Source organism: Shewanella sp. MTB7 (assembly GCF_027571385.1).
Taxonomy (GTDB): domain Bacteria; phylum Pseudomonadota; class Gammaproteobacteria; order Enterobacterales; family Shewanellaceae; genus Shewanella.
This window is the reverse complement of the sequence record NZ_CP085636.1, coordinates 3484979-3510504: the sequence shown is the minus strand read 5'-3', so window position 1 is coordinate 3510504 and position 25526 is coordinate 3484979. Positions and strand designations below refer to the sequence as shown.

The following is a 25526-nucleotide window of genomic DNA, read 5'->3' as shown; positions in this document are numbered from 1 at the left end:
GGCTTTTTTTTTGTTTATACTGTTTGGCCTACACTAATAATAAATAGAAAGAACTGATATGTTGCCTAATGTTAAGTTGCCTAAATTATCACATGAACAAACCCTTGAGCCTGTATACCTCTTCTTTTTAGATGCGCTGGAGCAAGGTGACTTTTGCGGTGACATTGATAAAAGGTACAGTGCTCGTTTAGCGCAAGCGACAGATAATTCTGTTTATCAGTTTTTACCCCAAGCCGTTCTTTACCCTAAAAGTCAGCAAGATGTGTGCATAGCATTGAGATTAGCGGCAAGAAAAGAGTTCGATAAAGTGGTGTTTAGTGCTCGAGGCGGTGGAACTGGCACCAATGGTCAGTCATTAACCCACGGCATTATTTTAGATCTGTCTCGTTATCTCAATCAAGTGATTGAGATAAACCCTGAGCAAAAATGGGTTAAGGTTCAAGCTGGTGTGGTTAAAGATGCCTTAAATGATGCACTTAGGCCCCATGGCTTCTTTTTTAGTCCCGATCTTTCTACATCGAACCGTGCGACTATTGGCGGCATGGTTAATACTGATGCATCAGGTGCGGGATCACTGGTATACGGTAAAACATCCGACCATGTTTTAGCTCTGTCGAGCGTGCTTTATGACGGCAGTGTGCTCGACACCGAAACCGTGTCTCTCGATAGGCTTAAAGATGTAAACAGCGTTACTCCCAATCTACTTGGGCAGAAGCTCACTCAAGAGATAGCCACACTTTGCAGGGTAAATCGTTCACAGATTGAAGCGCGCTTTCCTAAACTAAACCGTTTCTTAACGGGTTACGATTTGAAAAATGTGTGGAACCCCGATCTGAGTGAATTTAATTTATCTCGGATTTTAACGGGCTCTGAAGGCACGCTTGCGGTTATTACTGAGGCAAAACTTAACATCACACCGCTGCCAAGTGTACGCATGATGGTTAACATCAAGTATGACTCGTTTGAGGCAGCATTAAGACATGCTCCTGATTTGGTCAAGGCCAAAGCAACGGTGGTTGAAACCGTTGATTCAAAAGTGCTCAATCTAGCTCAACAGGATATTATTTGGCATTCTGTTTCCGAATTTATTAAAGATGTACCTGGTGCAGTGATTGACGGGCTCAACATGGTTGAGTTTGCAGGTGAGAAAGAGCAGGTTGAAACCAAAGTCGCTGCACTGTTATCAGTATTGGATAGTCAAGTTGAAAATGCTGCTGGTGGATTATTAGGTTACCAAGTTACTCGTGATAAAAACAGCATCAATATGATCTATGCAATGCGTAAAAAAGCGGTGGGGTTATTAGGTGCCACTAAAGGGCGTCGTAAACCCCTAGCTTTTGCTGAAGATACAGCCGTGCCACCTGAAAAGCTCGCTGATTTTATCATGGAGTTCAGAGCATTACTCGATAGCCATCAATTACAATATGGTATGTTTGGCCACGTGGATGCAGGTGTGCTCCATGTGAGACCTGCGCTGGATATGTGTGATATCAACGATGAAAAACTCCTCAAAACCGTCTCAGATCAAGTTGCTACCTTGACCCTTAAATATGGTGGTTTAATGTGGGGAGAGCACGGTAAAGGGGTGAGGGGAGAATACGGTCCGGCCGTATTTGGAGATGAGCTTTACGGACTGCTTGAAGAGGTTAAGGGACTGTTCGATCCTCATAATAAGCTTAACCCAGGTAAGCTAGTGGCACCGAAGGGGGCGGGTGTGCTTATCTATAATGTAGAGAGTGCTAAACGTGGCAGTTTTGATCGGCAAATCCCGATCAATACTCGTGATGCATTTCCTGATGTAATGAACTGCAATGGCAATGGCATGTGCTTCAACTACAGTACTTATTCTCCCATGTGCCCCTCATTTAAGGTTACAGGTGACAGAGTACAATCGCCAAAAGGCCGTGCAGGTTTGATGCGTGAGTGGTTAAGACTACTGGAAGCTGAAGGCGTTGATGTCGAAGTCTTGTCCAAGGCTAAACCTATAGGCTTATTACAAAGAGCACAAAACACGTTAAAGATGGATCGTGAATATGATTATTCTCACGAGGTGATGGAGTCACTCAAAGGGTGCTTGGCATGTAAGGCTTGCTCATCCCAATGTCCTGTTAAGGTGGATGTACCTAAGTTCAGGGCTCAATTTTTTAATATTTATTACCAAAGGTACTTGCGCCCGACGAAAGATTATTTAGTGGCTGGTATCGAAGATGCGTTACCTTTGATGGCCAAAGTGCCACGGTTGACCAATGCAGTTTCTCAGAATTCGTTGAGTCAATGGGTGATCAAAAAGGCCCTAGGTTATATCGATGCGCCTGCATTGTCGGTTCCGACGCTTAAACAGCGTCTCGATGGCCATGCGTGTCGAGGCTATGATCTTGCAGCATTAGAATCTATTCCTGAAAATGAACGTGCTGAATACGTTTTGGTGGTACAAGATCCGTTTAACAGCTTTTACGAAGCGGGAACGGTTTACCATTTTATTAAATTGATTGAAAAGGTGGGCTTAAAACCAGTCTTGTTGCCGTTTAAGCCAAATGGTAAGCCTATTCATATAAAAGGCTTTTTAGATAAGTTTGCTAAAACAGCGAAATCATCGGCTGACTTTCTCACTAAAGTGCACCAACTTAATATCCCGATGGTGGGTGTTGATCCTGCTATGGTGCTTTGTTATCGAGATGAGTATCGTGAAGTGTTAGGCGATGAGTGTGGTGACTTTGAGGTTAAACTGGTTAATGAATGGCTGTTAGAGGTGATAAAAACTCATCCTTCCAATGCAACAGTCAGTGAAGAAAAACAAGAGTTCACCTGGTTTAGTCACTGTACAGAGTCGACAACTAAACCTAATACGGGTAAGGAGTGGCAACAAATCTTCTCTCATTTCGGTGCGAATTTGAAGACTGCCAATATGGGCTGTTGTGGTATGGCTGGCACCTATGGACATGAGTTAGAAAATCAACAACGATCGAGAGACCTCTTTGGTATGTCTTGGGAGCAGGCATTAAAGGCGTTGCCACAAGAGCAGATCTTAGTGTCAGGTTATTCTTGTCGTAGTCAGGTAAAGCGTTTTGGTGGATTTAAGCCAAAGCATCCCGTGGAAGCGCTATTGAGTTTGATTTAGTTTATGCCAAACGATTTAATTCTTTTTTGAGGGCTGAGGCTAGGATTTCCCTAGCCACAGCTATTTAGGAGACGCTATGAACGATAAAGGTAATCCTGTTGAACTAGCCCTTACAAAGGTAACTCAAGAGGCTAAGCTTTGTTCTGAGGCTGTATTATTCAAGATTGATGCCCAAGGTGATTGGTTTTATCTTGATGGAAGTTTACCGACTAAGTTTGCACGCTTGTTCTCCTCCATTCTTAACCATATCGAAGGTGATTACTTTCTTATTACACCCGCTGAAAAGTTAAAAGTTGAGGTGGTCGATCACCCATTAATTATTGTTGATTACCATCTCTTGGAGATGGGAGGTATCGAAGTGATCACATCACTCGATACTAAGTATATGGTCGATAGTATTGATGACTTTAACGTGACAGATGAAGGGATCACAGTGTTAACTGAAAGGAACCTGACGGCGAAACTTGGCCGCGCTTGCTACTATCGGTATATCAATCAGTTTATAGTCACTGACTAATAAGTTATTGATAATTAGTATTTATTTTTATAATGTATAATTAGTTGTCACTATACCTAGTTTCTTGAGAACTAAGTGGTAATATTAAATGAGGTGCTCAACGTGTGGAGGTGTTGATTGAAACAGTCGGAAAGTTTAGGCTATCTTGTCTCTCATCTAAATATTGATCTGCAAAATGCACTGGATAAGAAACTCAAACGATACCAGTTGGATATTAAATTATGGCCAGTTCTTTTTGCTTTATGGCAAGAGGAGGGGATCACTCAGACCGAACTCTCTAAACGCTGTGATGTGGCAAACTACACCATGACACGCATATTAGATCAACTTCAGCTCCAAGGCTTAGTGACTCGGCATCAAGAGGCTGACAATCGTCGTGCTTTTAAGATACTGCTAACAAACTCCGGTAAAGCGTTAGAGCAGGACCTGATTGTTGAAGCTGAACGTGTCAATGAATACTTTCTAGAGAATCTCTCAATGGAAGAACGTTTTGCTTTTGTGACTTTGCTCAATAAAATAAATCGGTTTCCTGAATAGTATTCTTGCGCATTTATCCACTTAATCTTCTTACTTTATGGTTAACTCTTTGTTTCTGTTCATTCGCGAAACCTGAACATAAGGCTAGTTTTAATTGGCCTTAGAATTAATGGAAACAGGCTTAGATTATGCAGGGTTGTACAAGGCAATTGGGCCAACATAATTAATTCAATAGCAATAACAATAAGCTAGATAAAGTGAAAAAGATTGTCCAGTTTTGTAATGATTTTCTACTCTGCAGCAAGTTCTTCTTTCCCTGTTTGATACTCGCTATTAAGTTATTTCTTTTGTAGATTCGACATACCATTTGCTCGGATGATGGATCTATAAGTAATTGAAATTTACAGTTATTACCATCATCAAGTTGTATGTTATGTTCACTGTTTTGCCCAAAGTTTAGTTTTCTGGAAACCCTTTTTCCATTGATATATACTTGCTCGAGACCACACCAATCGCTCGCCTGAAGTTCAACAACATCTTGATTGAGATCATACTTGAAAGTAATCATACAGCTTTCCTAGGCAAGGTAACGAGCCTCTAAGTCAAGCAGACAAATATCACAATATCCAGTTTGATATGATTAATTTTCTGTTCTATTTAACTATCTCTTTGGCAAGCTTGGTAAAATATATTTTGGTATAAAAAAAGGGACAAAATAAGTATTTTGGCCCTTGGTTATTTTACGATCTTTTTGTTTCTTTGTTACAAACTAAAGTGCTTATTTTGCTGCTTCGATAATTGCCCGTGCAAGTTCATCAGCAATAGATGCTGTAGTACGATCTTGTTCATCAGATAGAACAAAAATACGCATAAGAGTGTCGTAAATCTCTTCGACTTTCTTGGTTGCTAGAGTGACATCGTAATCTTTTTCAAACGACACATTAATGATCCCACCAGCGTTGATCACATAATCTGGTGCATACAAGATGTTCAACTCTTTAAGTTTCTCACCGTGTCTGGCTTCAGCCAGCTGATTGTTTGCACAGCCAGCCACAATCGTGGCTTTAAGAAGTGGAATGGTGGTGTCGTTAATTGTCGCACCTAAGGCACAAGGTGCGTAGATATCGACATCTTGATGGTAAATATCTTGGGGAGCGACAACAGTGGCATCAAACTCATTTGTAACTCTGTCTAATGAGGCCTGATTGATATCAGTGACGATTAGTTTTGCTCCCTCTGCGTGGAGATGGCGACAAAGGTAGTAACCGACATGACCGACACCTTGAACTGAAATTTTAAGACCTTGCAGGCTATCAATACCACGTTGGTGTTTAACGGCAGCTTTGATACCGAGGAATGTGCCTAATGCAGTAAAAGGTGACGGATCGCCACTTTTTCCTTCAAGACCCGCCATAAAAGGGGTTTCTTGATGTGCGATCATGATATCTGCTGTTGTTACGCCCACATCTTCTGCCGAGAAATACTTACCGCCTAAACTGTTAATACAGCGACCGAATGCGCGAAATAAAGCCTCTCTATTTTCTGTGTTTGGGTTGGCGATAATGACCGATTTGCCGCCGCCCATCTCAAGGCCTGCTAAAGCATTTTTATAGGTCATGCCGCGTGATAACCGTAAAACGTCAGTTAATGCTTCGTCGTCAGATTCATAGTTCCACATTCTACAGCCGCCAACAGCGGGACCTAAATTGGTATTATGGATGGCAATAATAGCTTTTAAGCCGCTCTCTTTATCCTGACAAAATACGACCTGTTCATGTTCGTCAAACGAGATATGATTGAATACAGCCACGTAGCAGTTCTCCCCTTAGGATTTAAACACCGGAACAATTAAAGAGTTAACCGATTCCTTATTAAAATTATTGCAGAACGATAGCATTTAGGGATACTCTCAACAAAGCAAAGAATCGGATTAATTGTGAACTGTGTGGCAATTTTGCTTTCCACCTTACGTTAACGTCAACCAGAGTCTTATTTGTGCTTTGATTCACGTTACTTTTAGAGAGCGGTTACGGATTTACAAAATAACAATAAGATAGGAATTATGTATGACGGAACAAGTAGAGACTCAAACTGAAGCGATGGATCCTGAACAGCAAGAAGCGTTGAGGCAGCAATGGATCAAAGAACATTTCCAGAAAGCAAATCGTTTTCTAGCTGAAAAAGGCGTGATCCCTAGCAAGGTTATTGCTGATGAAAGTCGTTACTTAGCGCCATATGTTGCGGTTTGGAAGATGGAATCTAAGCAACCAACCAAACAAACTTTTTGGGTCATGTCTGGAGATTTACCCAGCGACTATGTGGATGTTAAAGTGGCTGGCACGGCACGCGAAGCGCTACGTCATTTCTCTATGATGTGGCAGATGCAGGCTGAAAACTTGTTCAAATCGGGTGCAACCAAAGATCCAACGCAAGCAAAATTTGCTCAACTTCTGGTATCACGTGCAGAGAGTCTTTATCAGATCCAAGGTGATGATAAACTCTGGGGATAATAAAATAAATTCAATGCTATTTTAAACTGTGAGCGAATCAAAATGGCACCGAAAGGTGCCATTTTTAGTTTGTGTTACAAATAACACAAGAATTTACGCTAAATAGTAGAAGCCTTTATTCAATAATATCACAAAGATCTCACTCATTGCGTTCGAATTGCATAGGGCTAAGGCTTGCTGATTATCAATAATAAATGCGTTAGCTAAGTGTTCAATCTCAGCGGGTTCCAGCTGCTTACAATCAATTATCTCGCCATTAATAAATAACCTTTGCTCAGCATCACCTTGGAGCTGAATCACCTTTAAACCGCCTATTCTGTGTATCTCAGCTCCCTCTGATAGGGCATGGGCTAAATCGTCTCGCAGATAAGGGGATTGAGGATCACATAGGTCAAGCTCAAAACGATTTTGACTGAGTAGCTGTCCTAATATTGTTTGGTAATGCTCAGGCTGCTTGAGCAGTTCATTTAGTAAGTTCAGCATGCCTTCTTGCTGCTCAATCGAGATTAAGCTTGCTGCTGTCGGCTCACTGGTTGAAGTGAAACGCTTCAGTCCAGTATTGGTATCGAGTAGATGATCGGCAATGCTGCTAAACAGTTCTTGCTGGCTTGGGGCTCTAAAACCGATAGAGTAACTCAGGGCTGTCGTGAGTGTTTGGGCGTAATGGGGGTATCCTGGCGGTATGTATAGCATGTCTCCGGATTCAAGTACGACGTCAATAATGGGTTCAAAATCGTCAATAAGTGCGGTATTGGTATCGCCGTCTCTTGGTGTATAGTTTCCTTTAGGGCCCACTTTCCAACGTCTACTTCCTTCACCTTGCAGTAAGAATACATCATAGTTATCGATGTGGGGTCCAACACCGCCGCCTGGTGTGGCAAAAGAAACCATTAGGTCATCGAATCGCCAATCTGGAATAAACCTGAAGGCTTGAATTAGCGGAGCTGAATCAGGGAACCAATGATTGACAGCCTGAACCAGTAACTGCCAATTACTTTCCCCAAACTCATCGTAATCATCAATAGGGCCTTGAATGATTTCCCAGTTATTTTCCTTTGTGATGATAACCCGTGAAGCGATCTGTTCTTCACATGCGAGACCGGCAAGTTCATCTGCATTAATCGGATCAATAAAATTGTTGAAAGCCCCTTTAATGACAAGTGGTGCTTGTTGCCAATGTGTAGATAAAAACTCATTGGTGTTGAAATTTATTTTATACATAGGAAGTCGGTTTCACTGGTTATAGATGAGTGTATTGTTTATTAAAAACAAAAAAGCGGTAAGTGTTAGCCTACCGCTTCTTTCAAATCAAGATGAGAGAATTGATTACTTCAATTCGTCCACAAAAGCTTCCGCACGGCCAATATAGTTCGCCGGTGTCATCTTTTTAAGCTCGATTTTAACGGTGTCAGGCAGCTCAAGACCATCGATAAAGGTAGCAAGTTGCTCACCATCGATACGCTTACCACGAGTCAGTTCTTTCAGTTTCTCGTATGGCTTTTCGATACCGTAACGGCGCATCACTGTTTGTACTGGCTCAGCCAACACTTCCCAGTTTTTGTCTAGTTCAGCGCGAAGCTGAGCTTCGTTTACTTCAAGCTTACTGATCCCTTTAAGCGTTGACTGGTAAGCAATAAGTGCATGGGCGATTCCCACACCTAAATTACGCAAAACCGTTGAGTCAGTCAGATCACGCTGCCAGCGTGAAACCGGCAGTTTAGAGGCTAGGTGTTGCATAAGTGCATTTGCAATACCTAAGTTACCTTCAGCGTTTTCAAAATCGATTGGATTAACTTTATGTGGCATGGTTGAAGAGCCAATTTCGCCAGCAATCGTCTTCTGTTTGAAGTGACCGAGTGCAATGTAACCCCAGATATCACGGTTGAAATCTATCAACACAGTGTTGAAGCGTGCGACAGCATCGAAAAGTTCTGCGATGTAATCGTGAGGTTCAATTTGAGTCGTGTAGGCATTCCAGTTTAAGCCAAGTCCAGTCACGAAACGCTCAGATAGTTCATGCCAGTTCACTTCTGGATACGCTGCGATATGGGCGTTGTAGTTACCTACAGCACCGTTAATCTTGCCCATAAATTGCACTGAGTTTATCTGAGCTAATTGGCGCTCAAGACGAACGGCTACGTTCGCCATCTCTTTGCCTAATGTAGAAGGTGAGGCTGGTTGTCCGTGAGTTCGAGACATCAAAGGGACAGATCGGTGCTCTTTAGCCAAGCCTTTAATGGCATCGATAATCTTTTGACAATAGGGAACAAGTACCTGCTCACGCGCATCAGTTAGCATTAAACCATGAGATAAGTTATTGATATCTTCAGAGGTACAAGCGAAGTGAACAAACTCGTCGATAGCGACAAGTTCGGCATTGCCAGCTATCTGCTCTTTGATGAAGTATTCCACAGCTTTAACATCGTGGTTTGTGGTGGCTTCAATCGCTTTAATACGAAGTGCATCAGCTTCATTAAAGTTGTCTTTAATGTTATCAAGAAGCGCTAGTGCTGTTTCGCTAAAAGGTGGAACTTCTTCAATCTCTGGGCAGCTAGAAAGTAGCTTTAACCAGTTAATTTCGACTTGAACACGGTACTTGGTCAGGCCGTACTCGCTGAAGATCCCTCTCAATGAGGCGGTTTTACTACCATAACGACCGTCTACAGGAGAGATAGCAGTTAGTGCGGATAGTTCCATTATGAAGCTCCTTAATGAACTTAACTTATTATAGGGTAAGACTTTTTTTAGCTATATCTAGGATAGATTTTCTTGCGAAAACTAGGTGCCTGCGCTTGCCACCTAGTTGACGCCACAGTACTGCACTGCGCATAGCAGAAAGCAGTAGAGCTCGAATTTTTTCCTGCACCTGAGTCTGTTTCAGGTATTCAGGATTGCCTGATATCTGAATTTTTGGTCCAAGTAAACTGATAATGTCGCTGTAAATTCCAGCGAAATTAGCGACAACTTGTTCGTCAGTGATCGCAAAATGATGCAGTTGGCGATGAACCTGATTGATCCTCTCTGCCAATATTCCCATGGCATTACCACGGGAAAGTTTACGCTCCAAGGCTAATATACCCACTAGGTAGCGGGTAACTTCAACATCTTTATCTTTGCTATCGCCAAGTTGATTGACGATCAGCTGATAGCCTTTGTTAAGTTCGACTTTATCGGCATAAACATCGGATGTGGAATCTGGGTTGGTGACTAACACGGTATTAAGACTCGCCGCTAGGCTGTCTTTGTTTGAATTACCATGTCTGGCGATGTGCTGGACCTGTGAAATTGCTTGCAAAATCCCGGCAAATGCCATGGTACGTTCGTCTAGAAGCTCGCTCACGTCTTATTCTCTGATTAATGAATCGATGATAGCGCCGCCTAAGCAAATATCGGCATTATAAAAAACGGCAGATTGTCCCGGTGTTACCGCTGCGACAGGCTCATCAAATAAGACTTTAATTCTGTCTTCGTCTTCATAAGACAAAGTACAGGCTACATCGCGTTGGCGGTAACGGGTTTTCACTGTGATCTGAGCGCCGTCGATAGGCCCCTTTCTGTCAACCCAGTGCAGTTGGTCTGCATAAAAACCCACTGACATCAAACGAGGGTGAGTACCACCTTGACCGACAACCAGTACATTTCTGTCCATCTCTTTATCGACAACATACCAAGGATCATCATTGCTATTTTTCATCCCGCCGATCCCTAAACCTTTACGTTGGCCTAGAGTGTGGTACATCAAACCCTGATGGGTGCCAATCACTTGACCTTCTGCGGTCTCAATATTGCCCGGTTGTGCAGGTAAAAAGGTACTGAGGAAATCAGTAAATTTTCGCTCACCGATAAAACAGATCCCAGTGCTGTCTTTTTTGTCATGGGTGATGAGTCCCATCTCTTTGGCTATCTCTCTTACTTCACTTTTTTCAAGTTCACCGACAGGGAACAGTGAACGAGACATTTGCTCATGGCTTAATGTATAGAGAAAGTAGCTTTGATCTTTATTTCCATCGATGCCACGTAACATCTGACTCTGGCCACTTTTGTCACAGCGACGAACATAATGCCCCATGGCGATGTAATCAGCGTCTAAGATATCATCAGCAAATTCAAGGAAAGCTTTAAACTTAATCTCTTTATTGCAGATGATATCTGGATTTGGCGTTCTGCCAGCCTTGTATTCCGCAAGAAAGTATTCGAATACATTGTCCCAATACTCAGAGGCAAAATTGACGGTATGCAGTTTAATGCCAAGCTTGTCACACACAGCTTGCGCATCTTTGAGATCGTCAGCTGCAGCACAATATTCATCGGTGTCATCTTCTTCCCAGTTTTTCATGAAAAGACCTTCGACTTGATAGCCCTGTTTAAGTAACAGGTAAGCCGAAACTGAGGAGTCAACACCGCCGGACATGCCGACAATGACTTTTTTATTGTTAGTCGCAGTTGTTTCGATTATTGCCATAGTTCCTAAAACCGTTGAATGTACCTTTAATAGCTTGAGATTAAAGATGAACTGTCAGACCACCACAGAGTGCCAAAGCAAGTGATATTGAGATTCGAATCATCTAAAAAAGAAGCTACATTTTCGGGGGCGTATTCTAACACGCATTATGGCTAGGGGCTAACTTGAGATACTGGCTATTGAGTAGTTCTAGCGGATAGTGTGTTTTATTTCTAGCATCATCTAGACTCAAGAGCACAAGTGGGCTTCTTAATGCTGGAGTCAGAGCAAGGATTTCATCATAGGTTAACCAGTGGGCCGCTTGTATATCAGCATCTTGCGGTGTCGTTTCAAGGAGGTTTGAAATGCTGGTAAAGAAAGTAAATCTTACGAATGCTAGGTTTTCATCTGCGCTAAATTGATAGATACCAATCAAAGCTTGCGCCTCAAGCTTAAGACCTGTTTCCTCAAAAACTTCACGCTCACATGCCTGTGTTAATGATTCGCCTTGCTCGAGATGACCTGCAGGTTGATTGTATCGTGTCATTCCATCGATGTGCTCCTCAACCATCAAATACCTGTCTTGGCATTGGACAATACAGGCCACAGTCGCATTGGGTTTGTATCTTTGAGTCATAATCTCTCCCTTCTATGCTATTGCTGAGTTGAGGTTAAATACTATATTGGCTTATTTTTCATATCGATAGTTAAATACTGAGCAGGTTTGAGATCGTCAAGACACCATTGGCCTATTTTATATCGAATGAGTCTGAGAGTAGGGAATCCTATGTGTGCGGTCATTCTTCTGACCTGACGATTACGGCCTTCGCAGATTTGGATCTCTATCCAAGTCGTTGGGATGGCTTTGCGCTCTCGTATTGGAGGGACACGAGTCCATATCTCAGGTTGAGACATGATAGTAATAGTAGCGGGTAAAGTCATGCCGTCTTTTAGTTCTACTCCGTTACGTAACTTATCTAATTGAGCTTCATTTGGCGCGCCTTCAACCTGAGCCCAATAGGTTTTATAGGTGCGTTTTTTGGGTTCGGTGAGTGTCGATTGAAGTTTGCCGTCATTGGTGAGTAGCAGTAACCCTTCACTGTCTCGATCTAGCCTTCCCGCTGCATACACGCCAGGAATGGGGATAAAATCTTTTAATGTTTGTCGTCCCTGTTCATCGGTAAATTGGCAAAGCACATCGAAAGGCTTGTTGAACAAAACGATGATGGGATCGCTAACTCTAGGTTTGTTTTTTACTGAATTGCGGTGCAATGATTTAGAGTTAGATGCCGATTTATTTTTGGAAGCCCAAGTTGCTCTGTTTTGTGTCGCTTTAACAGATGTTGCGGTTATTTTTTTTGAGTGGAACTTATGTTTAATAGTGTGACTCACGCTAACTAATCTTCTGGTATAAAATGACTTAATGTTTACAGTGTACTGTGCATTCGCCCTTAGTGGAATTTGAATATTATCTAGAATGTTTTATGATGTGCTCGATAAAAATGTGATCTAAGCCAAATTGTCAAAAGATTTTGAGAAGTTCAGCTTAAATGGTATGACGTGATATTAAGGTTCAGAAAACGTGTATTTTGCGGGAAAACTCACTAAATCAGGCGTTTTATCCTTTCATAAATGCTGTTAACCATGTTAGCTAGCCTAGGTCTAACCAAGGTTTATATAAAAGTGCTAATAGAAAGTATTGAATACAACCGCAATTCGCAAAAAATGCAGTATATAAAAAATATAATATTTTAAATTCTCTATTTTACAACAATGTAGGACGAAAAATGACCGACAATTCAACCATTATCTATACCGAGACAGATGAAGCACCAGCCTTAGCAACGTTATCTTTGCTGCCTATTATTAAAATATTTACTCAAGCGGCTGGCGTGAATGTAGAAACTCGAGATATCTCTCTTTCGGGCCGAATTATTGCAAATTTTCCAGAAAATCTTTTAGATAACCAAAAAATGAGTGACGCATTAGCAGAGCTTGGTGAACTAGCGGGAAGACCTGAAGCTAATATCATTAAGTTGCCAAACATCAGCGCATCTATTCCCCAGTTAAAAGCGTGTATTTTAGAGCTACAGAACAAGGGATATGATATTCCGTCATACCCAGATGAGCCTGCTAACTCTGAAGAGAAAGAGATTCAAGCTTGTTACGATAAGATTAAAGGTAGCGCAGTAAACCCAGTTTTACGTGAAGGTAACTCAGATCGTCGTGCTCCTGGTTCAGTCAAGAAATATGCTCAGAAGCACCCACATTCAATGGGCGCATGGAGCCGTGATTCACAAAGCCATGTAGCACATATGAGTGAAGGTGATTTTTATGGCAGCGAAAAATCATTGACCTTAATGTCTGAAGATGACGTTAGCATAGTGTTGACTAAATCTGATGGAAGTGAGCAGGTATTGAAAGCGTCACTTCCTTTGTTAGCTGGAGAGGTGATTGATGCATCGGTGTTGAGCAAAAAGGCACTCGTTGAGTTCTATGAGCGTGAGATTGAAGCAGCTAAAGCCCAAGGCGTGTTACTTTCTTTACACCTAAAAGCCACCATGATGAAGGTCTCTGATCCTATTCTTTTTGGTCATGCTGTTAAAGTTTACTATAAAGATCTTTTTGTTAAGCATGCTTCATTATTTGAAGAGTTGGGTGTTGACGTTAACAATGGTTTTGGTGATGTTTATGCTAAAATAGCACAGCTTCCAGTAGAGCAGAAAGCGGCTATCGAAGTCGATATCGCGGCAGTGTATGTAAGTCGTCCGGAACTTGCGATGGTTGATTCGGATAAAGGCATTACTAATCTACATGTGCCAAGCGATGTGATTATTGATGCTTCTATGCCTGCTGCAATTCGCACATCAGGCATGATGTGGGGGGTTGATGGTCAACCAAAAGATATGAAGGCAATGATCCCTGATCGTTGTTACGCAGGTGTCTACCAAGAGACGATTGCTTTTTGTAAAGAGCACGGTGCATTTAATCCAACCACTATGGGCAGTGTGCCCAATGTTGGTTTGATGGCTCAAAAGGCTGAAGAGTACGGTAGCCATGATAAAACATTCGAAATCGAAGCTGCGGGTACGGTGAATGTGACCAACAGCCAAGGGAATGTACTGATTTCTCATGCTGTTGAAGCGGGTGATATTTGGAGAATGTGTCAGGTTAAAGACGCGCCTATTCGTGATTGGGTAAAACTTGCCGTTAAACGTGCACGTTTATCTTCTACTCCTGCAGTATTTTGGTTAGATGAGAGTCGTAGTCATGATGCTGAGATTATTAAAAAAGTTAAGCTGTATCTTCCTGAACATGATACTGCTGGATTAGACATTCGCATAATGTCTCCGGTTGAAGCGACACGTTTTACGTTAGCACGCACTAAAGAAGGCCTTGATACAATTTCAGTCACGGGTAACGTATTACGTGACTACTTAACCGATCTATTCCCTATTCTTGAGCTCGGTACGAGTGCCAAAATGCTCTCTATCGTTCCTTTGATGAACGGTGGTGGATTATTTGAAACCGGTGCGGGGGGCTCAGCGCCCAAGCATGTTCAGCAAATAGAAAAAGAGGGCCATTTGCGTTGGGATTCGTTGGGTGAGTTTTTAGCACTAGCGGCGTCGCTTGAGCATTTAAGCCAAACAACCAATAATGCTAAAGCACAAATATTGGCAGATACATTGGATGCGGCTATTGGTCAGTTCCTCGATCAAAATAAGTCACCTTCGCGTCGTGTTGGTCAACTCGATAACCGTGGCAGTCATTTCTATCTTGCCATGTATTGGGCTCAAGAAGTGGCTCAGCAGACGCAAGATATGGAATTAAAAGCACAGTTTGCTTCACTTGCAGAATCGTTGACGAACAATGAAGTTAAAATTGTCGATGAACTTAATGCGGCACAGGGGGGCGCGGTTGATCTGGGTGGCTATTATCGTTTAGATGCAAGCAAAGCCTTGGCAGAGATGCGTCCAAGTGCGACTTTAAATGCATTATTTACTGCTTAAATTTATTCTATTTGCGGGAGAGATGGCATTTTCTTCGCGATAGTATTTAGTATTGTTTTTTGCAGATAATAAAAAGGCAGGGATAACCCTGCCTTTTTTGTTTTACATCGCCTTCGTTAATTTGTTGGCGAAATAGCTGACGCGTGCATCCCTTTTGGCCCTGCTTCTACTTCGAATTGGACAGGTTGGCCTGCTTTTAACGTTCGATAGCCTTCCATTTCAATGGTAGAATAGTGTGCAAAAACGTCTTCACCACCAGCTTCAGGGCAGATAAACCCGAATCCTTTGGCGTTGTTGAACCATTTAACAGTTCCGTTTGCCATACTTCCACTTCCTTCTGTTGTCTACTTGCCAGTAAGATAGTAAAACTAAATTAGCGGAGTATAAATTACCGCCTGTTGAACAGAATGAAAGCAGTCAGTTTGTATGTCAAGGTTATTTTAACAAAAGAGCAACATTTAAGTGTGTAACCTGTTTCAATTAATGAGTCAGATATTAGATTGTAGAAGAAAACTTTTTATTGAATAATCTCTATACTCAAACACCTTGAAATGTGCATTTTGAAGTAGCTTGGGTATTTAATTGGTACAAGCGATGACTAGAGGCTAATATTGAACCATGGGTAAAGCAGGAAATATTGAACACGTTGAAGAACGTGTAGAATCAGAATTAATGTCACCCTCAATGTACAAGGTGATTTTAAACAATGATGACTATACCCCAATGGATTTTGTGATTGAGGTATTACAGGTCTTTTTCAAAAAAAGTGAAGAGCAAGCGACAGATATCATGCTTGCAATACATCATCAGGGAAAAGGAATTTGTGGGGTTTTTCCTTTTGGAATTGCAGAAACTAAGGTTGCTCAAGTAAATCAATTTGCAAGACAAAACCAACATCCGTTACTGTGTTCATTAGAGAAAGCCTGAATTGGGTTATTTTAGTTGTAAATTTAGGGGGTGCTTATGCTAAATAAAGATCTTGAAGTCACCTTAAATCTGGCATTTCAGCAAGCCAGAGATGCCCGTCATGAGTATATGACGGTGGAACACCTGCTGCTCGCTTTAATAGATAATCCCGCCGCACAAGAAGCGTTAGTGGCCTGTGGGGCTAATCTTGATAAGTTAAGAGAGGATGTGTCTAATTTTATTCAGCAAACGACACCTATTATCGCCGATCCCGAAGATGATAGAGAGACTCAACCGACGTTAGGTTTTCAGAGAGTTTTACAAAGAGCGGTATTTCATGTTCAGTCTTCTGGTCGTAACGAAGTGACGGGGGCTAATGTATTAGTCGCTATCTTTAGTGAACAGGAGTCACAAGCTGTTTATCTTCTACGTAATAGCGAGGTAACGCGCCTGGATGTGGTTAATTTTATCTCTCACGGGGTGTCTAAAGATGAAATTGAACACAACTCTCAGCAGGAACGCATTGAGGACCAGAGTGACAATGACGAGGAGAAGAGTAAGCTGTCTCAGTTTGCTTCGAATCTAAATGAATTGGCGATTCAGGGCAATATTGATCCATTAATTGGTCGCAGTGATGAGATTGAACGTTCGATACAAATCCTCTGTCGCAGAAGAAAGAATAATCCGTTATTAGTCGGTGAGGCTGGTGTGGGTAAAACCGCGATTGCCGAAGGGTTAGCGTATCGAATTGTAAAAGAAGAAGTCCCAGAGGTGATGAGTAAAGCCACGGTCTACTCTTTAGATCTTGGTGCCTTGTTAGCGGGAACGAAATACCGAGGGGATTTCGAAAAACGCTTTAAAAGCTTGCTTAAAGAGCTTGAAAGTGATGAAGATGCCATTTTATTTATTGATGAGATCCACACGATTATTGGTGCAGGCTCGGCTTCCGGTGGTGTGATGGATGCATCAAACTTGCTTAAGCCTTTATTATCAGGCGGAAAGCTAAGATGTATGGGGTCTACCACTTTTCAGGAATACCAAAGTATTTTTGAAAAAGATAGGGCGCTAGCAAGACGCTTCCAAAAAGTCGATATCAATGAACCTTCTGTTGCAGAAACCACTAAGATCCTTCAAGGACTGAAATCTAAGTATGAAGAGCATCATGGGGTGAGATATACCATGGCAGCTTTGAGTATTGCGGCGCGTCTATCTGATAAGCACATTAATGATCGCTATCTTCCAGACAAAGCGATAGATGTTATCGACGAAGCTGGAGCACGCATGGCGATGCAACCAGCGAGTCGTAGGAAGAAAACCATAGGACAGAGCGAGATTGAAGCTATTATAGCCAAAATGGCGCGCATCCCTGAGAAGTCTGTATCGGCTACTGATAAAGACATGCTTAAAAATCTAGACCGTAACCTTAAGATGGTGGTGTTTGGTCAAGACAAAGCGATTGAGAGCCTTAGTGCCGCGATTAGACTGTCTCGAAGTGGTTTGAGTGGTGAGCATAAGCCTGTTGGCAGTTTCTTATTCGCTGGCCCCACAGGGGTAGGGAAGACAGAAGTGACCAGCCAACTGGCTAAATGTCTCGGCCTTAACCTGGTTCGTTTCGATATGTCTGAATATATGGAAAGTCATACGGTTTCACGTCTTATCGGCGCTCCCCCTGGTTATGTGGGTTACGATCAAGGTGGTTTATTAACTGATGCAGTGATTAAGAATCCGCATTGTGTTGTGCTGTTTGATGAGATTGAAAAGGCACATCCTGATGTCTATAATTTGCTCTTACAGGTGATGGACCATGGTATTTTGACTGATAACAATGGTCGAAAAGCCGACTTCAGACACGTTACCATTGTGATGACCACAAATGCGGGCGTGCAGGAGACGGTGAGAAAGTCGATCGGCTTTAAGCAGCAAGATCATAGTCAAGATGCACTCGCTGAAATTAATAAGGTGTTTTCACCTGAGTTCAGAAATCGCTTGGATGAGATTATTTGGTTTAATCATCTTGATCTGACTGTTATCGCCAAAGTGGTCGATAAGTTCCTTGTCGAGCTTCAGGCGCAACTGGACGAGAAAAGAGTCACCTTATTTGTTAGTGATGAGGCTAGAACCTTACTCGCTGAGAAAGGATACGACAAAGCGATGGGGGCGAGACCTATGGCAAGGGTGGTCACTGAACTGATTAAACGACCATTAGCTGATGAGATCTTGTTTGGAAAGCTTGAAAAGGGTGGTGTGGCCAATGTGGATATTAAGAAAGATGAGATCACGATCTCAGTCGAATCCCTTGAGAAAGTCAATAATTAGCTTGAATTAGGGACATGAAAAAAGGCTGCAGTTGCAGCCTTTTTTAATTCGATACTTTTCAAAAAAGTAAAAAACCGGCACCGCCGGTTTTTAAAATCTGTTTAAGCTAACTTAGCGTGAACGGAAGACGATGCGACCTTTGCTCAAGTCATAAGGTGTCAGCTGAACCGTAACTTTGTCACCGGTCAGAATTCGAATGTAGTTTTTACGCATTTTACCTGAGATGTGTGCGATCACAACGTGACCGTTCTCTAGCTCTACACGAAACATTGTGTTCGGCAAGGTTTCAAGGATCGTGCCTTGCATCTCAATGTTGTCTTCTTTCGCCATTAATCAGTTATCCTGTTAGCTTTCAAGTTTTAAATCGGGCATATCATGACGCAAAATCCCCTTGCTGTAAAGAGAATGTATAGGCGATAATGATATTTCATATTAGAGTAATTATTAGGCATAAGTTGAAATTACAGTTATTCATCAGATATTTGCTGCCATCCACAGGTCGTTAATATCTGATAAGGTAAGTAGCTTCGTTTGTAATTCATTTTTCTTGATTCATCGATTTGATAGCCGAGATAGACAAAATCTTTATTCATTAACTTTGCCAGACGACATTGGAGAAGAATGAGTAATGATCCTAATGAACGTTTATGCTCATTAGGACAGAAGAAACTGTAGATTGCAGATAAGCTATTTGGCATTACATCAGTCACTGCAACAGCGATTAAGGCATCACCGTTCCACAGTTCAATATAGTGAGGGGCGAGCCAGCCTGAGTTGATAAAGTGTTGATATTGCTCTTTTGAGGCGGGGTACATGGGACCATCTTGATGTCGTTCGTTAATATAGCGCTCATAGAGGTCGTAATGATATTCTTGCTGTTTGTCGACCACCTTCCAAATAATGTCTTTGTTGTTCCTTAAAGTGCGCTTCTGGCGTCTTGAAGGGATAAACTGTTGAGTTGGGATCCTGATTGGTAAACAAGCATTGCAATTGGGACATTGAGGTTTATAGATTGTTCCACCACTGCGTCTGAACCCTAAAGCCAACAATCTTTCGAACAATTCTAGACCGATGGGATCATCTTGTAGAACTAATAATTGTTCAAGCTGGTTTTCGAGGTAACTACAAGGAAAGGTTTGTGTTACCCCAACGGAGATAGGATGTGATTTAAAGCTCAAGTGATACCTCTGATTCAACCCAAGTGTTGGGTGCAACACTGAGATCTCTAAAACGTTTGAGTAAGTTAATAAAATCTTTTCTCTTCAAGGCCGTTGCGCCAAGAGTCGCTAAATGTGGGTTCATCACTTGGGCATCAATAAGCTTGAACCCTTGTTTTAATGAGTATTGATGCAGGAGTAGCATGGCTGCTTTAGACGCATTGGTTTTAGTATGGAACATCGACTCGCCACAAAATACCTGACCAATGGCTAAGCCATATAGGCCCCCTATCAGTTTATCATCTTGCCAGACTTCGATAGAATGAGCTTGGCCGAGTTCATGGAGTTTTATGTAAGCATCTTGGATCTCCTGACTAATCCATGTACTGTCTTGTAAGGATCTGGGGGCAGCGCAAGCTTGAATAACTTGTCTAAAAGCCTGGTTGATACTGTAACGCCAAGGTTGTTTTTTTAGGTGTTTAAGCAAGGAACGGCTTGTTTTCATATTGCCAGGAACAAAGACAGCACGAGGATCCGGTGACCACCAAAGTATGGGGTCATCGGCATTAAACCAAGGGAAAATACCCTCATAGTAGGCACTGAGAAGCCGTTTAGGCTTAAGATCACCTCCGACAGCTAATAAGCCGTTAGGATCGGTTAGAGCAAATTCCGGAGAGGGGAACTGCTCGAGTTCTTGATTTAAATAAGACAGTGAGTTCACAATTGAGTAATATTATCTTCATTAGACATTATTATAAGTTAGCGGAAAAATGATTATGTTGAAACCTTGGATCACAACCTTAGTCTTTGTTTGTCTATTTTTTAGTGTATTTAATCCTGTGGAAGCCGGATATAAACGAAATCAAGCAGTAGCCGTTGAGCAAGTTCAATATGGCAACATTATTTCAGTGAGAAATATTACGCAAAAGCAGTTAGTCGAGGATAGAAATCAAGGCTGGAAAACGTTTGGTGGCGCTTTAGTCGGTGGTGTGGTTGGCCATCAATTTGGTGGGGGCAGTGGTCAAGATGTGGCGACCGTTCTCGGTGCCTTAATTGGCGCTGGTGTCGGTAACCGTTATGGAGACAACAGTTATTATCAAGAGTTAACATTGGTCGAGCTAATGATAAAGCAAGAGGATGGTGAGCAGGTGATGATTATTCAGGATCTTGACCCAGGTATGGTCTTTAATGCTGGGGATGACGTCAGAGTAGTCTACCTAGTTGGTAGTGTTAGAGTCGATATAGCGATGTAGCATTGAGATTAGTAGCCCAAGAATAATGGGTGTTAAAAAGGAGCCAGAAGGCTCCTTTTTAGTGCCTTAACTTCTAAAAAGTTAGAAGCCGCGAGGTAGTTGGCCTTTGCCTGCCAGTTTTTCGCGCCATAGTTCTTTAGGCGTTTTTCCATCATGAGTGTTAGTAGAAGCTGGTTTCTTTGTCGCAGCTTTAGTCATTGTTTTTGGTTTCATCATTTTTGCAACTGGGACGACTTTCTTTTTTGTTGTCGCTTTTGGGGCGAGAGTTTCGCCAGTGAGCTCGGCAAGTATGCTTTCTAGTTCACTAAAGCGGAGTGACTTACCACCATCGATTTTGTACCAGCTGCCTTTTTGCTCGATCGTTACAGTGCTCCCTTGTTTAGTTGCAAGAGCTGACTCCAACGTGCTGATCACTTCTTCTTTAGTCAGTTTTGACATAGTTATAACCTATTTCTTTTAATGTTTACTTGAAGGTTTAGGGGATTTTATCGGTGAAACTGGTAAAAAGTCCAATTCTCACTGCAAATCTACTGTATTTATCTATTTAGTTAACATATTGAGGTTCAAATTAACATTCACAATGCCGTTGCACGATCACATAATTCTCGACTTAGTATAGTTAATAATTATGCGTTGATGAGTTACACTTCTACTAAATACCAAGGGGTAGCTTCATGACACGTACAGAGTTAAGTCAGTATCTTGCTGACTTTTTACAGATAGCCAAGTACAAAGATTACGCTCCAAACGGGCTTCAAGTTGAAGGTCGGATTGAAATCTCGACCATTGTGACTGGGGTCACAGCGTGTCAGGCTTTAATTGATCGAGCTATAGTATTAAAGGCCGATGCCATATTAGTCCATCATGGATTCTTTTGGAAAGGTGAGCCACAAGTGATCACGGGCATGAAGCAGAGAAGAATAAAATCTTTGCTCAATAACGATATAAACCTATTCGGTTACCACCTTCCTTTAGATGGTCACCCTTTGTTAGGCAATAATGCAGAATTAGCTCGTAAGCTTGAAATTACCGATGCAGAAGCGGTAGAGAGCGTTGCACAAGGATTAATCTGGCAAGGGCGACTTGATAAACCGATGACAGGCAAAGCCTTTTCAGCAAAACTAAATCATGTATTACATCGCAGTGCACTTCACATCGGTAATGAAGAAGAGGTAATACAAACGCTAGCTTGGTGTACGGGTGGAGCGCAGGATTATATCGATATAGCTGCTGAGCTAGGTGTCGATGCATTCATCAGTGGCGAGGTATCTGAGCGAACTTATCATAGTGCTATCGAACTCGGTATTCATTATTTTGCTGCGGGGCACCATGCAACAGAGCGTTATGGTATTCAGGCATTAGGTGCGCACCTAGCTCGTGAGTTTAATCTAAAGCATCACTTTGTTGATATTGATAATCCGGTATAGGCTTTACCGATTATTTGATAATAAAAACGCCCCAATGGGCGTTTTTATCACTGGGGTTATTGAAAATTAGTGGGTTTTATCTAAAGCGGGTATCGCAAACACTGCCAATGCGATTAAGTATGCCGAGAATGCGCCTATCATCCATTGCCCCATCGTGACACCAAACATCTCCCATGGAATATCTGAGCACATGCCTGTGGGCATAAACACAGAAGGGATCCATTCATGAAGCGGCATCCAGTGTGGAAATTCAGGCAGGAAAGAGCAAGTTGAAAAGGGCGATGGATTAGTTTGCATATCGACCAGTTCTAGCGCGAGCTTTAATCCCCATACAGCACTTGTTGCCCAACCTATAATCGCTAGAAGCCGTACTAACCGATATTTATGGCCAGCAATGCCGATTAATCCAGCTGCTAGAATGCCGAATATGGCTAGACGTTGATAGATACACATTACACAAGGATCTAAATTCATCACATACTGAAAGAACAGAGCACAGAGTTCAAGAGTCAGAGCTGTTCCTGCCAATATGAGCCAGGAAAGACGTGATTGCGCAAATTGAGTGACTGGATTCAAGACTAAGTTCTCCATTAAGATGAATAAAAAAACGCCCTGTGGGGGCGCTTTTAAGACTTTATTAATTTGATAAAGTTCAGTTTATACTGAATATATTCATCTATTTAGTGTGCTGACACTGATACTTCAGTTGCTACTTCAACTGCATTTCTAATCGAATGATGAGTAATTATTTGAGTGTCATAAAAGTATTGTGTCATCTGTTCAAGTCCACCTAAGTGAATAGCTAATACGCCAACAACCGATAATACGATGGTATATGGCAGTGCCATCCACACCATACGGCCGTATGATAAGCGAACCAATGGTGCTATTGCTGATGTGAGTAAGAACAGGAAGGCAGCTTGACCATTTGGTGTTGCCACCGAAGGTAAGTTGGTTCCCGTATTAATCGCCACAGCAAGTAGATCAAACTGGTCTCGAGTGATCTGTCCAGACAAGAGTGCAGCCTTGACTTCATTGATATAAACCGTACCGACAAACACGTTATCACTGACCATAGAGAGCAGGCCGTTGGCGATATAAAAGATAACTAACTGAGTATTACCTTCATAGCTTAACGCCCACTGAATAACCGGCGCAAAGAGCTGTTGGTCGATTATCACAGCTACAATAGCGAAGAAAACAGCTAACAATGCAGTGAACGGTAGCGCTTCTTCAAATGCTTTACCCAATGCATGTTCGTTGGTTACGCCATTGAATGCGGTTGCTAGAATGATAACAGATAGACCGATAAGGCCCACAGAGGCCAAGTGAAGGGCTAATCCAACAATCAACCAAATGCCGATAAGTGCTTGTACAATAAGCTTCATCTTGTCATGGTTAGTGCGTTTTGCATCCTCATGAGCTTCATAATCGGATAGGATCTTATGTACGGCTTCAGGTAACTCTTGTCCGTAGCCGAATACTTTAAATTTCTCAACTAAGAAACAGGTTAAGATGCCAGCAAAAAATACTGGAATAGTCACCGGAGACATGCGTATTGCAAACTCGGCAAATTGCCAGTTTGCTTGAGCAGCAATGATCAGGTTTTGTGGCTCACCGACCATAGTACATACGCCACCAAGTGCTGTACCAACACCAGCATGCATCAATAAGTTTCGCAGGAAACCACGAAAGGCTTCTAACTCCTCTTCACATAACTGTTGCGGCCCGTCGGCAGTATGGTCATGATCGTCAGTGAAACTTTTACCCGATGCAACTTTATGATAGATAGAGTAAAAACCTACTGCGACCGCGATAATGACCGCGATAACGGTTAATGCATCAAGAAAGGCGGATAAAAATGCCGATGCAATACAGAACATCATGGATACGGCGACTTTAGATTTAACCTTAGTGATCATCTTAGTGAAGCCAAACAGTAGCAATTGCTTCATAAAATAGATGCCAGCCACCATGAAGACCAATAACAGCAGAACCTCTAGGTTAGCCTCGAGCTCATGAAAAACCTGACTGGGGGAGGTCATGCCTATTGCCACCGCTTGGATGGCAAGCAATCCGCCTGGCTGCAGTGGGTAGCATTTTAATGCCATGGCTAAGGTGAAAATAAATTCAATAACTAATAACCATCCAGCGATAAATGGATTTATATAAAACACAATCGGATTAATTATTAGAAATGATAAAATTGCGATTTTGAACCACTTAGGTGAGTTACCTAAGAAGTTATCAATAAACGCCTGACTCATAGTCACAGGCATGGCACCCTCTCAAAATTGATAGATGTTATGATTAGTCATTTTTGACCACCATTTTTTTAACCGCTCAAGTCTAGCGTAAAGAGACTAGTCTTTAATAGCCTATCGACATCTAAACCTTAAAAAAAATTTTAAATTGTCGACTTACAACAGAAAAACCGCTCGTATTAATGAATAAAGTCAGATTTTTCCGTGTTTTGTGACTCTACACTTTGATCTTAGTTTGTTTTGAGCTAGAAAGGTTTCCATTTATCCTCTCTCTGGTATGATCAGTCGATAATATAATGTGAATTGAATTTGGAAAACTACCCTGATGACAATTGTCCAAAAATCTCCGTCCGTGGTAAAGAACAAAGACATTATCGAAGCCAAGGGACCTGCGAGTTTTGCTGAGAAATATATTGTCCGTTCAATTTGGGAGGATAAATTTCCACCTGGTTCAATATTACCTGCTGAAAGAGAATTATCAGAACTGATAGGCGTGACGCGCACGACACTGCGTGAAGTGTTACAGCGCTTAGCTAGAGATGGCTGGTTAACTATTCAACATGGTAAGCCAACTAAAGTAAATGATATCTGGGAAAGCTCTGGCTTAAATGTATTAGAAACTATTGCAGACTTGAATCCGGCAGGGGAGCCAGTGTTACTTGAGCAGTTACTTTCGGCTCGAACCAATATCAGTGCTATTTACTTTAAAGGAGCTGTACGTCATAACCCTGATAAAGTTTTAGAAGCATTGTCGGAGATCGGTTCGCTAAATAATGATCCTAAAGCTTATGTTCAGTTTGATTACCAGCTTCATCATACCTTGGCATACAACTCTGGAAATCCACTTTATGTACTGATTTTAAATGGTTTTAAAGGTCTCTACAGTCGAGTTGGTGAAGATTACTTTGGCATTGACAAGGCGCGTGAGTTAGCCTTTGAGTTTTATGAAGCACTACAGCAGCTCGCGCAAGATAAAAATCATAATGCTATTCCAGCACTCATGCGAAGTTACGGTATTAATAGCGGGAAAGTGTGGCAAAGATTTAAAAACAGTCAGCCTTCCGAGACTGAATAGGTTATTTATCTTTTCTTTAACGTTATAAAAAACCGCATTATAGCGGTTTTTTTAT

25 protein-coding genes are annotated in these 25526 nt (G+C 41.9%); 10 read left to right on the top strand and 15 right to left on the bottom strand.

Annotated elements, in window-relative coordinates; translation table 11 throughout:
- Window positions 1-58: 58 nt before the first annotated feature.
- From ydiJ to HWQ47_RS15075, 3 genes are all read left to right on the top strand, one after another.
- On the top strand, window positions 59-3118 hold the full coding sequence (gene ydiJ, locus HWQ47_RS15085) for a D-2-hydroxyglutarate dehydrogenase YdiJ (RefSeq protein ID WP_269966909.1): 3060 nt from the start codon (window positions 59-61) through the stop codon (window positions 3116-3118).
- A gap of 76 nt (window positions 3119-3194) precedes the next feature.
- Entirely contained in the window at window positions 3195-3635 is a 441-nt protein-coding gene (locus tag HWQ47_RS15080) for a DUF1285 domain-containing protein (RefSeq protein ID WP_269966908.1), read from the top strand.
- 117 nt (window positions 3636-3752) lie between these two features.
- Window positions 3753-4172: a MarR family winged helix-turn-helix transcriptional regulator gene (locus tag HWQ47_RS15075; RefSeq protein WP_269966907.1), complete on the top strand. Its 420-nt coding sequence runs from the start codon at window positions 3753-3755 to the stop codon at window positions 4170-4172.
- Window positions 4173-4335: 163 nt separating this feature from the next.
- Here the strand turns inward: HWQ47_RS15075 and HWQ47_RS15070 are convergent, their stop codons facing one another.
- Window positions 4336-4680, bottom strand: coding sequence for a hypothetical protein (locus HWQ47_RS15070; RefSeq protein WP_269966906.1), 345 nt, complete (start codon window positions 4678-4680; stop codon window positions 4336-4338).
- Between the two features lie 210 nt (window positions 4681-4890).
- Window positions 4891-5922: a Leu/Phe/Val dehydrogenase gene (locus HWQ47_RS15065; RefSeq protein WP_269966905.1), complete on the bottom strand. Its 1032-nt coding sequence runs from the start codon at window positions 5920-5922 to the stop codon at window positions 4891-4893.
- Window positions 5923-6178: 256 nt separating this feature from the next.
- Between HWQ47_RS15065 and HWQ47_RS15060 the strand changes: the two genes are divergently transcribed.
- The gene (locus HWQ47_RS15060) at window positions 6179-6622 is read left to right on the top strand and encodes a DUF4826 family protein (protein WP_269966904.1); all 444 of its coding nucleotides are present in this window, start codon (window positions 6179-6181) and stop codon (window positions 6620-6622) included.
- Between the two features lie 93 nt (window positions 6623-6715).
- Here the strand turns inward: HWQ47_RS15060 and HWQ47_RS15055 are convergent, their stop codons facing one another.
- The 6 genes from HWQ47_RS15055 to HWQ47_RS15030 form a co-directional block, all read right to left on the bottom strand.
- Window positions 6716-7843: a ribosomal protein uL16 3-hydroxylase gene (locus HWQ47_RS15055; RefSeq protein WP_269966903.1), complete on the bottom strand. Its 1128-nt coding sequence runs from the start codon at window positions 7841-7843 to the stop codon at window positions 6716-6718.
- Window positions 7844-7948: 105 nt separating this feature from the next.
- Entirely contained in the window at window positions 7949-9319 is a 1371-nt protein-coding gene (gene purB / locus HWQ47_RS15050; RefSeq protein WP_269966902.1) for an adenylosuccinate lyase, read from the bottom strand.
- 28 nt (window positions 9320-9347) lie between these two features.
- A complete protein-coding gene (hflD, locus tag HWQ47_RS15045) occupies window positions 9348-9962 on the bottom strand; it encodes a high frequency lysogenization protein HflD (protein WP_269966901.1) in 615 nt (204 codons plus the stop codon).
- 3 nt (window positions 9963-9965) lie between these two features.
- Window positions 9966-11084 (bottom strand): tRNA 2-thiouridine(34) synthase MnmA, encoded by a 1119-nt coding sequence (gene mnmA, locus HWQ47_RS15040; RefSeq protein ID WP_269966900.1) that lies wholly within the window; start codon window positions 11082-11084, stop codon window positions 9966-9968.
- A gap of 136 nt (window positions 11085-11220) precedes the next feature.
- The gene (locus HWQ47_RS15035) at window positions 11221-11700 is read right to left on the bottom strand and encodes an NUDIX hydrolase (RefSeq protein WP_269966899.1); all 480 of its coding nucleotides are present in this window, start codon (window positions 11698-11700) and stop codon (window positions 11221-11223) included.
- 41 nt (window positions 11701-11741) lie between these two features.
- Window positions 11742-12455 carry an rRNA large subunit pseudouridine synthase E gene (locus HWQ47_RS15030; protein WP_269966898.1) on the bottom strand — a complete coding sequence of 238 codons (714 nt, stop codon included), beginning with the start codon at window positions 12453-12455 and terminating at the stop codon, window positions 11742-11744.
- A 395-nt stretch (window positions 12456-12850) separates the two neighbouring features.
- Between HWQ47_RS15030 and HWQ47_RS15025 the strand changes: the two genes are divergently transcribed.
- Complete coding sequence (locus tag HWQ47_RS15025) at window positions 12851-15073, top strand: NADP-dependent isocitrate dehydrogenase (RefSeq protein ID WP_269966897.1); 2223 nt, start codon at window positions 12851-12853, stop codon at window positions 15071-15073.
- 116 nt (window positions 15074-15189) lie between these two features.
- Here HWQ47_RS15025 and cspD read toward each other — a convergent pair whose 3' ends face one another.
- Window positions 15190-15396: a cold shock domain-containing protein CspD gene (gene cspD, locus HWQ47_RS15020; protein ID WP_012142231.1), complete on the bottom strand. Its 207-nt coding sequence runs from the start codon at window positions 15394-15396 to the stop codon at window positions 15190-15192.
- A gap of 295 nt (window positions 15397-15691) precedes the next feature.
- Here cspD and clpS point away from each other — a divergent pair, with 295 nt between their 5' ends.
- Both clpS and clpA read left to right on the top strand, forming a co-directional pair.
- Window positions 15692-16000: an ATP-dependent Clp protease adapter ClpS gene (gene clpS, locus HWQ47_RS15015; protein WP_269966896.1), complete on the top strand. Its 309-nt coding sequence runs from the start codon at window positions 15692-15694 to the stop codon at window positions 15998-16000.
- A 36-nt stretch (window positions 16001-16036) separates the two neighbouring features.
- Window positions 16037-18295 (top strand): ATP-dependent Clp protease ATP-binding subunit ClpA, encoded by a 2259-nt coding sequence (gene clpA, locus HWQ47_RS15010; protein ID WP_269966895.1) that lies wholly within the window; start codon window positions 16037-16039, stop codon window positions 18293-18295.
- 111 nt (window positions 18296-18406) lie between these two features.
- Here clpA and infA read toward each other — a convergent pair whose 3' ends face one another.
- The 3 genes from infA to aat form a co-directional block, all read right to left on the bottom strand.
- Entirely contained in the window at window positions 18407-18625 is a 219-nt protein-coding gene (gene infA, locus HWQ47_RS15005; RefSeq protein ID WP_011865366.1) for a translation initiation factor IF-1, read from the bottom strand.
- 137 nt (window positions 18626-18762) lie between these two features.
- Window positions 18763-19473: an arginyltransferase gene (locus tag HWQ47_RS15000; protein ID WP_269966894.1), complete on the bottom strand. Its 711-nt coding sequence runs from the start codon at window positions 19471-19473 to the stop codon at window positions 18763-18765.
- The gene (aat, locus tag HWQ47_RS14995; RefSeq protein WP_269966893.1) at window positions 19463-20173 is read right to left on the bottom strand and encodes a leucyl/phenylalanyl-tRNA--protein transferase; all 711 of its coding nucleotides are present in this window, start codon (window positions 20171-20173) and stop codon (window positions 19463-19465) included. The genes HWQ47_RS15000 and aat overlap by 11 nt, the downstream gene beginning before the upstream one ends.
- Before the next feature lie 55 nt (window positions 20174-20228).
- Between aat and HWQ47_RS14990 the strand changes: the two genes are divergently transcribed.
- The gene (locus HWQ47_RS14990; RefSeq protein WP_269966892.1) at window positions 20229-20705 is read left to right on the top strand and encodes a glycine zipper 2TM domain-containing protein; all 477 of its coding nucleotides are present in this window, start codon (window positions 20229-20231) and stop codon (window positions 20703-20705) included.
- An 81-nt stretch (window positions 20706-20786) separates the two neighbouring features.
- On the opposite strand, the gene HWQ47_RS14985 is transcribed toward HWQ47_RS14990, so the two are convergent.
- Complete coding sequence (locus HWQ47_RS14985; protein WP_269966891.1) at window positions 20787-21143, bottom strand: hypothetical protein; 357 nt, start codon at window positions 21141-21143, stop codon at window positions 20787-20789.
- A 236-nt stretch (window positions 21144-21379) separates the two neighbouring features.
- Between HWQ47_RS14985 and HWQ47_RS14980 the strand changes: the two genes are divergently transcribed.
- Complete coding sequence (locus tag HWQ47_RS14980) at window positions 21380-22132, top strand: Nif3-like dinuclear metal center hexameric protein (protein ID WP_269966890.1); 753 nt, start codon at window positions 21380-21382, stop codon at window positions 22130-22132.
- A gap of 66 nt (window positions 22133-22198) precedes the next feature.
- Here HWQ47_RS14980 and dsbB read toward each other — a convergent pair whose 3' ends face one another.
- Both dsbB and nhaB read right to left on the bottom strand, forming a co-directional pair.
- Window positions 22199-22708, bottom strand: coding sequence for a disulfide bond formation protein DsbB (gene dsbB, locus HWQ47_RS14975; RefSeq protein WP_269966889.1), 510 nt, complete (start codon window positions 22706-22708; stop codon window positions 22199-22201).
- Between the two features lie 104 nt (window positions 22709-22812).
- A complete protein-coding gene (gene nhaB, locus HWQ47_RS14970; protein ID WP_269966888.1) occupies window positions 22813-24411 on the bottom strand; it encodes a sodium/proton antiporter NhaB in 1599 nt (532 codons plus the stop codon).
- 310 nt (window positions 24412-24721) lie between these two features.
- Between nhaB and fadR the strand changes: the two genes are divergently transcribed.
- Window positions 24722-25471 (top strand): fatty acid metabolism transcriptional regulator FadR, encoded by a 750-nt coding sequence (gene fadR, locus HWQ47_RS14965; RefSeq protein WP_269966887.1) that lies wholly within the window; start codon window positions 24722-24724, stop codon window positions 25469-25471.
- Window positions 25472-25526: the final 55 nt, after the last annotated feature.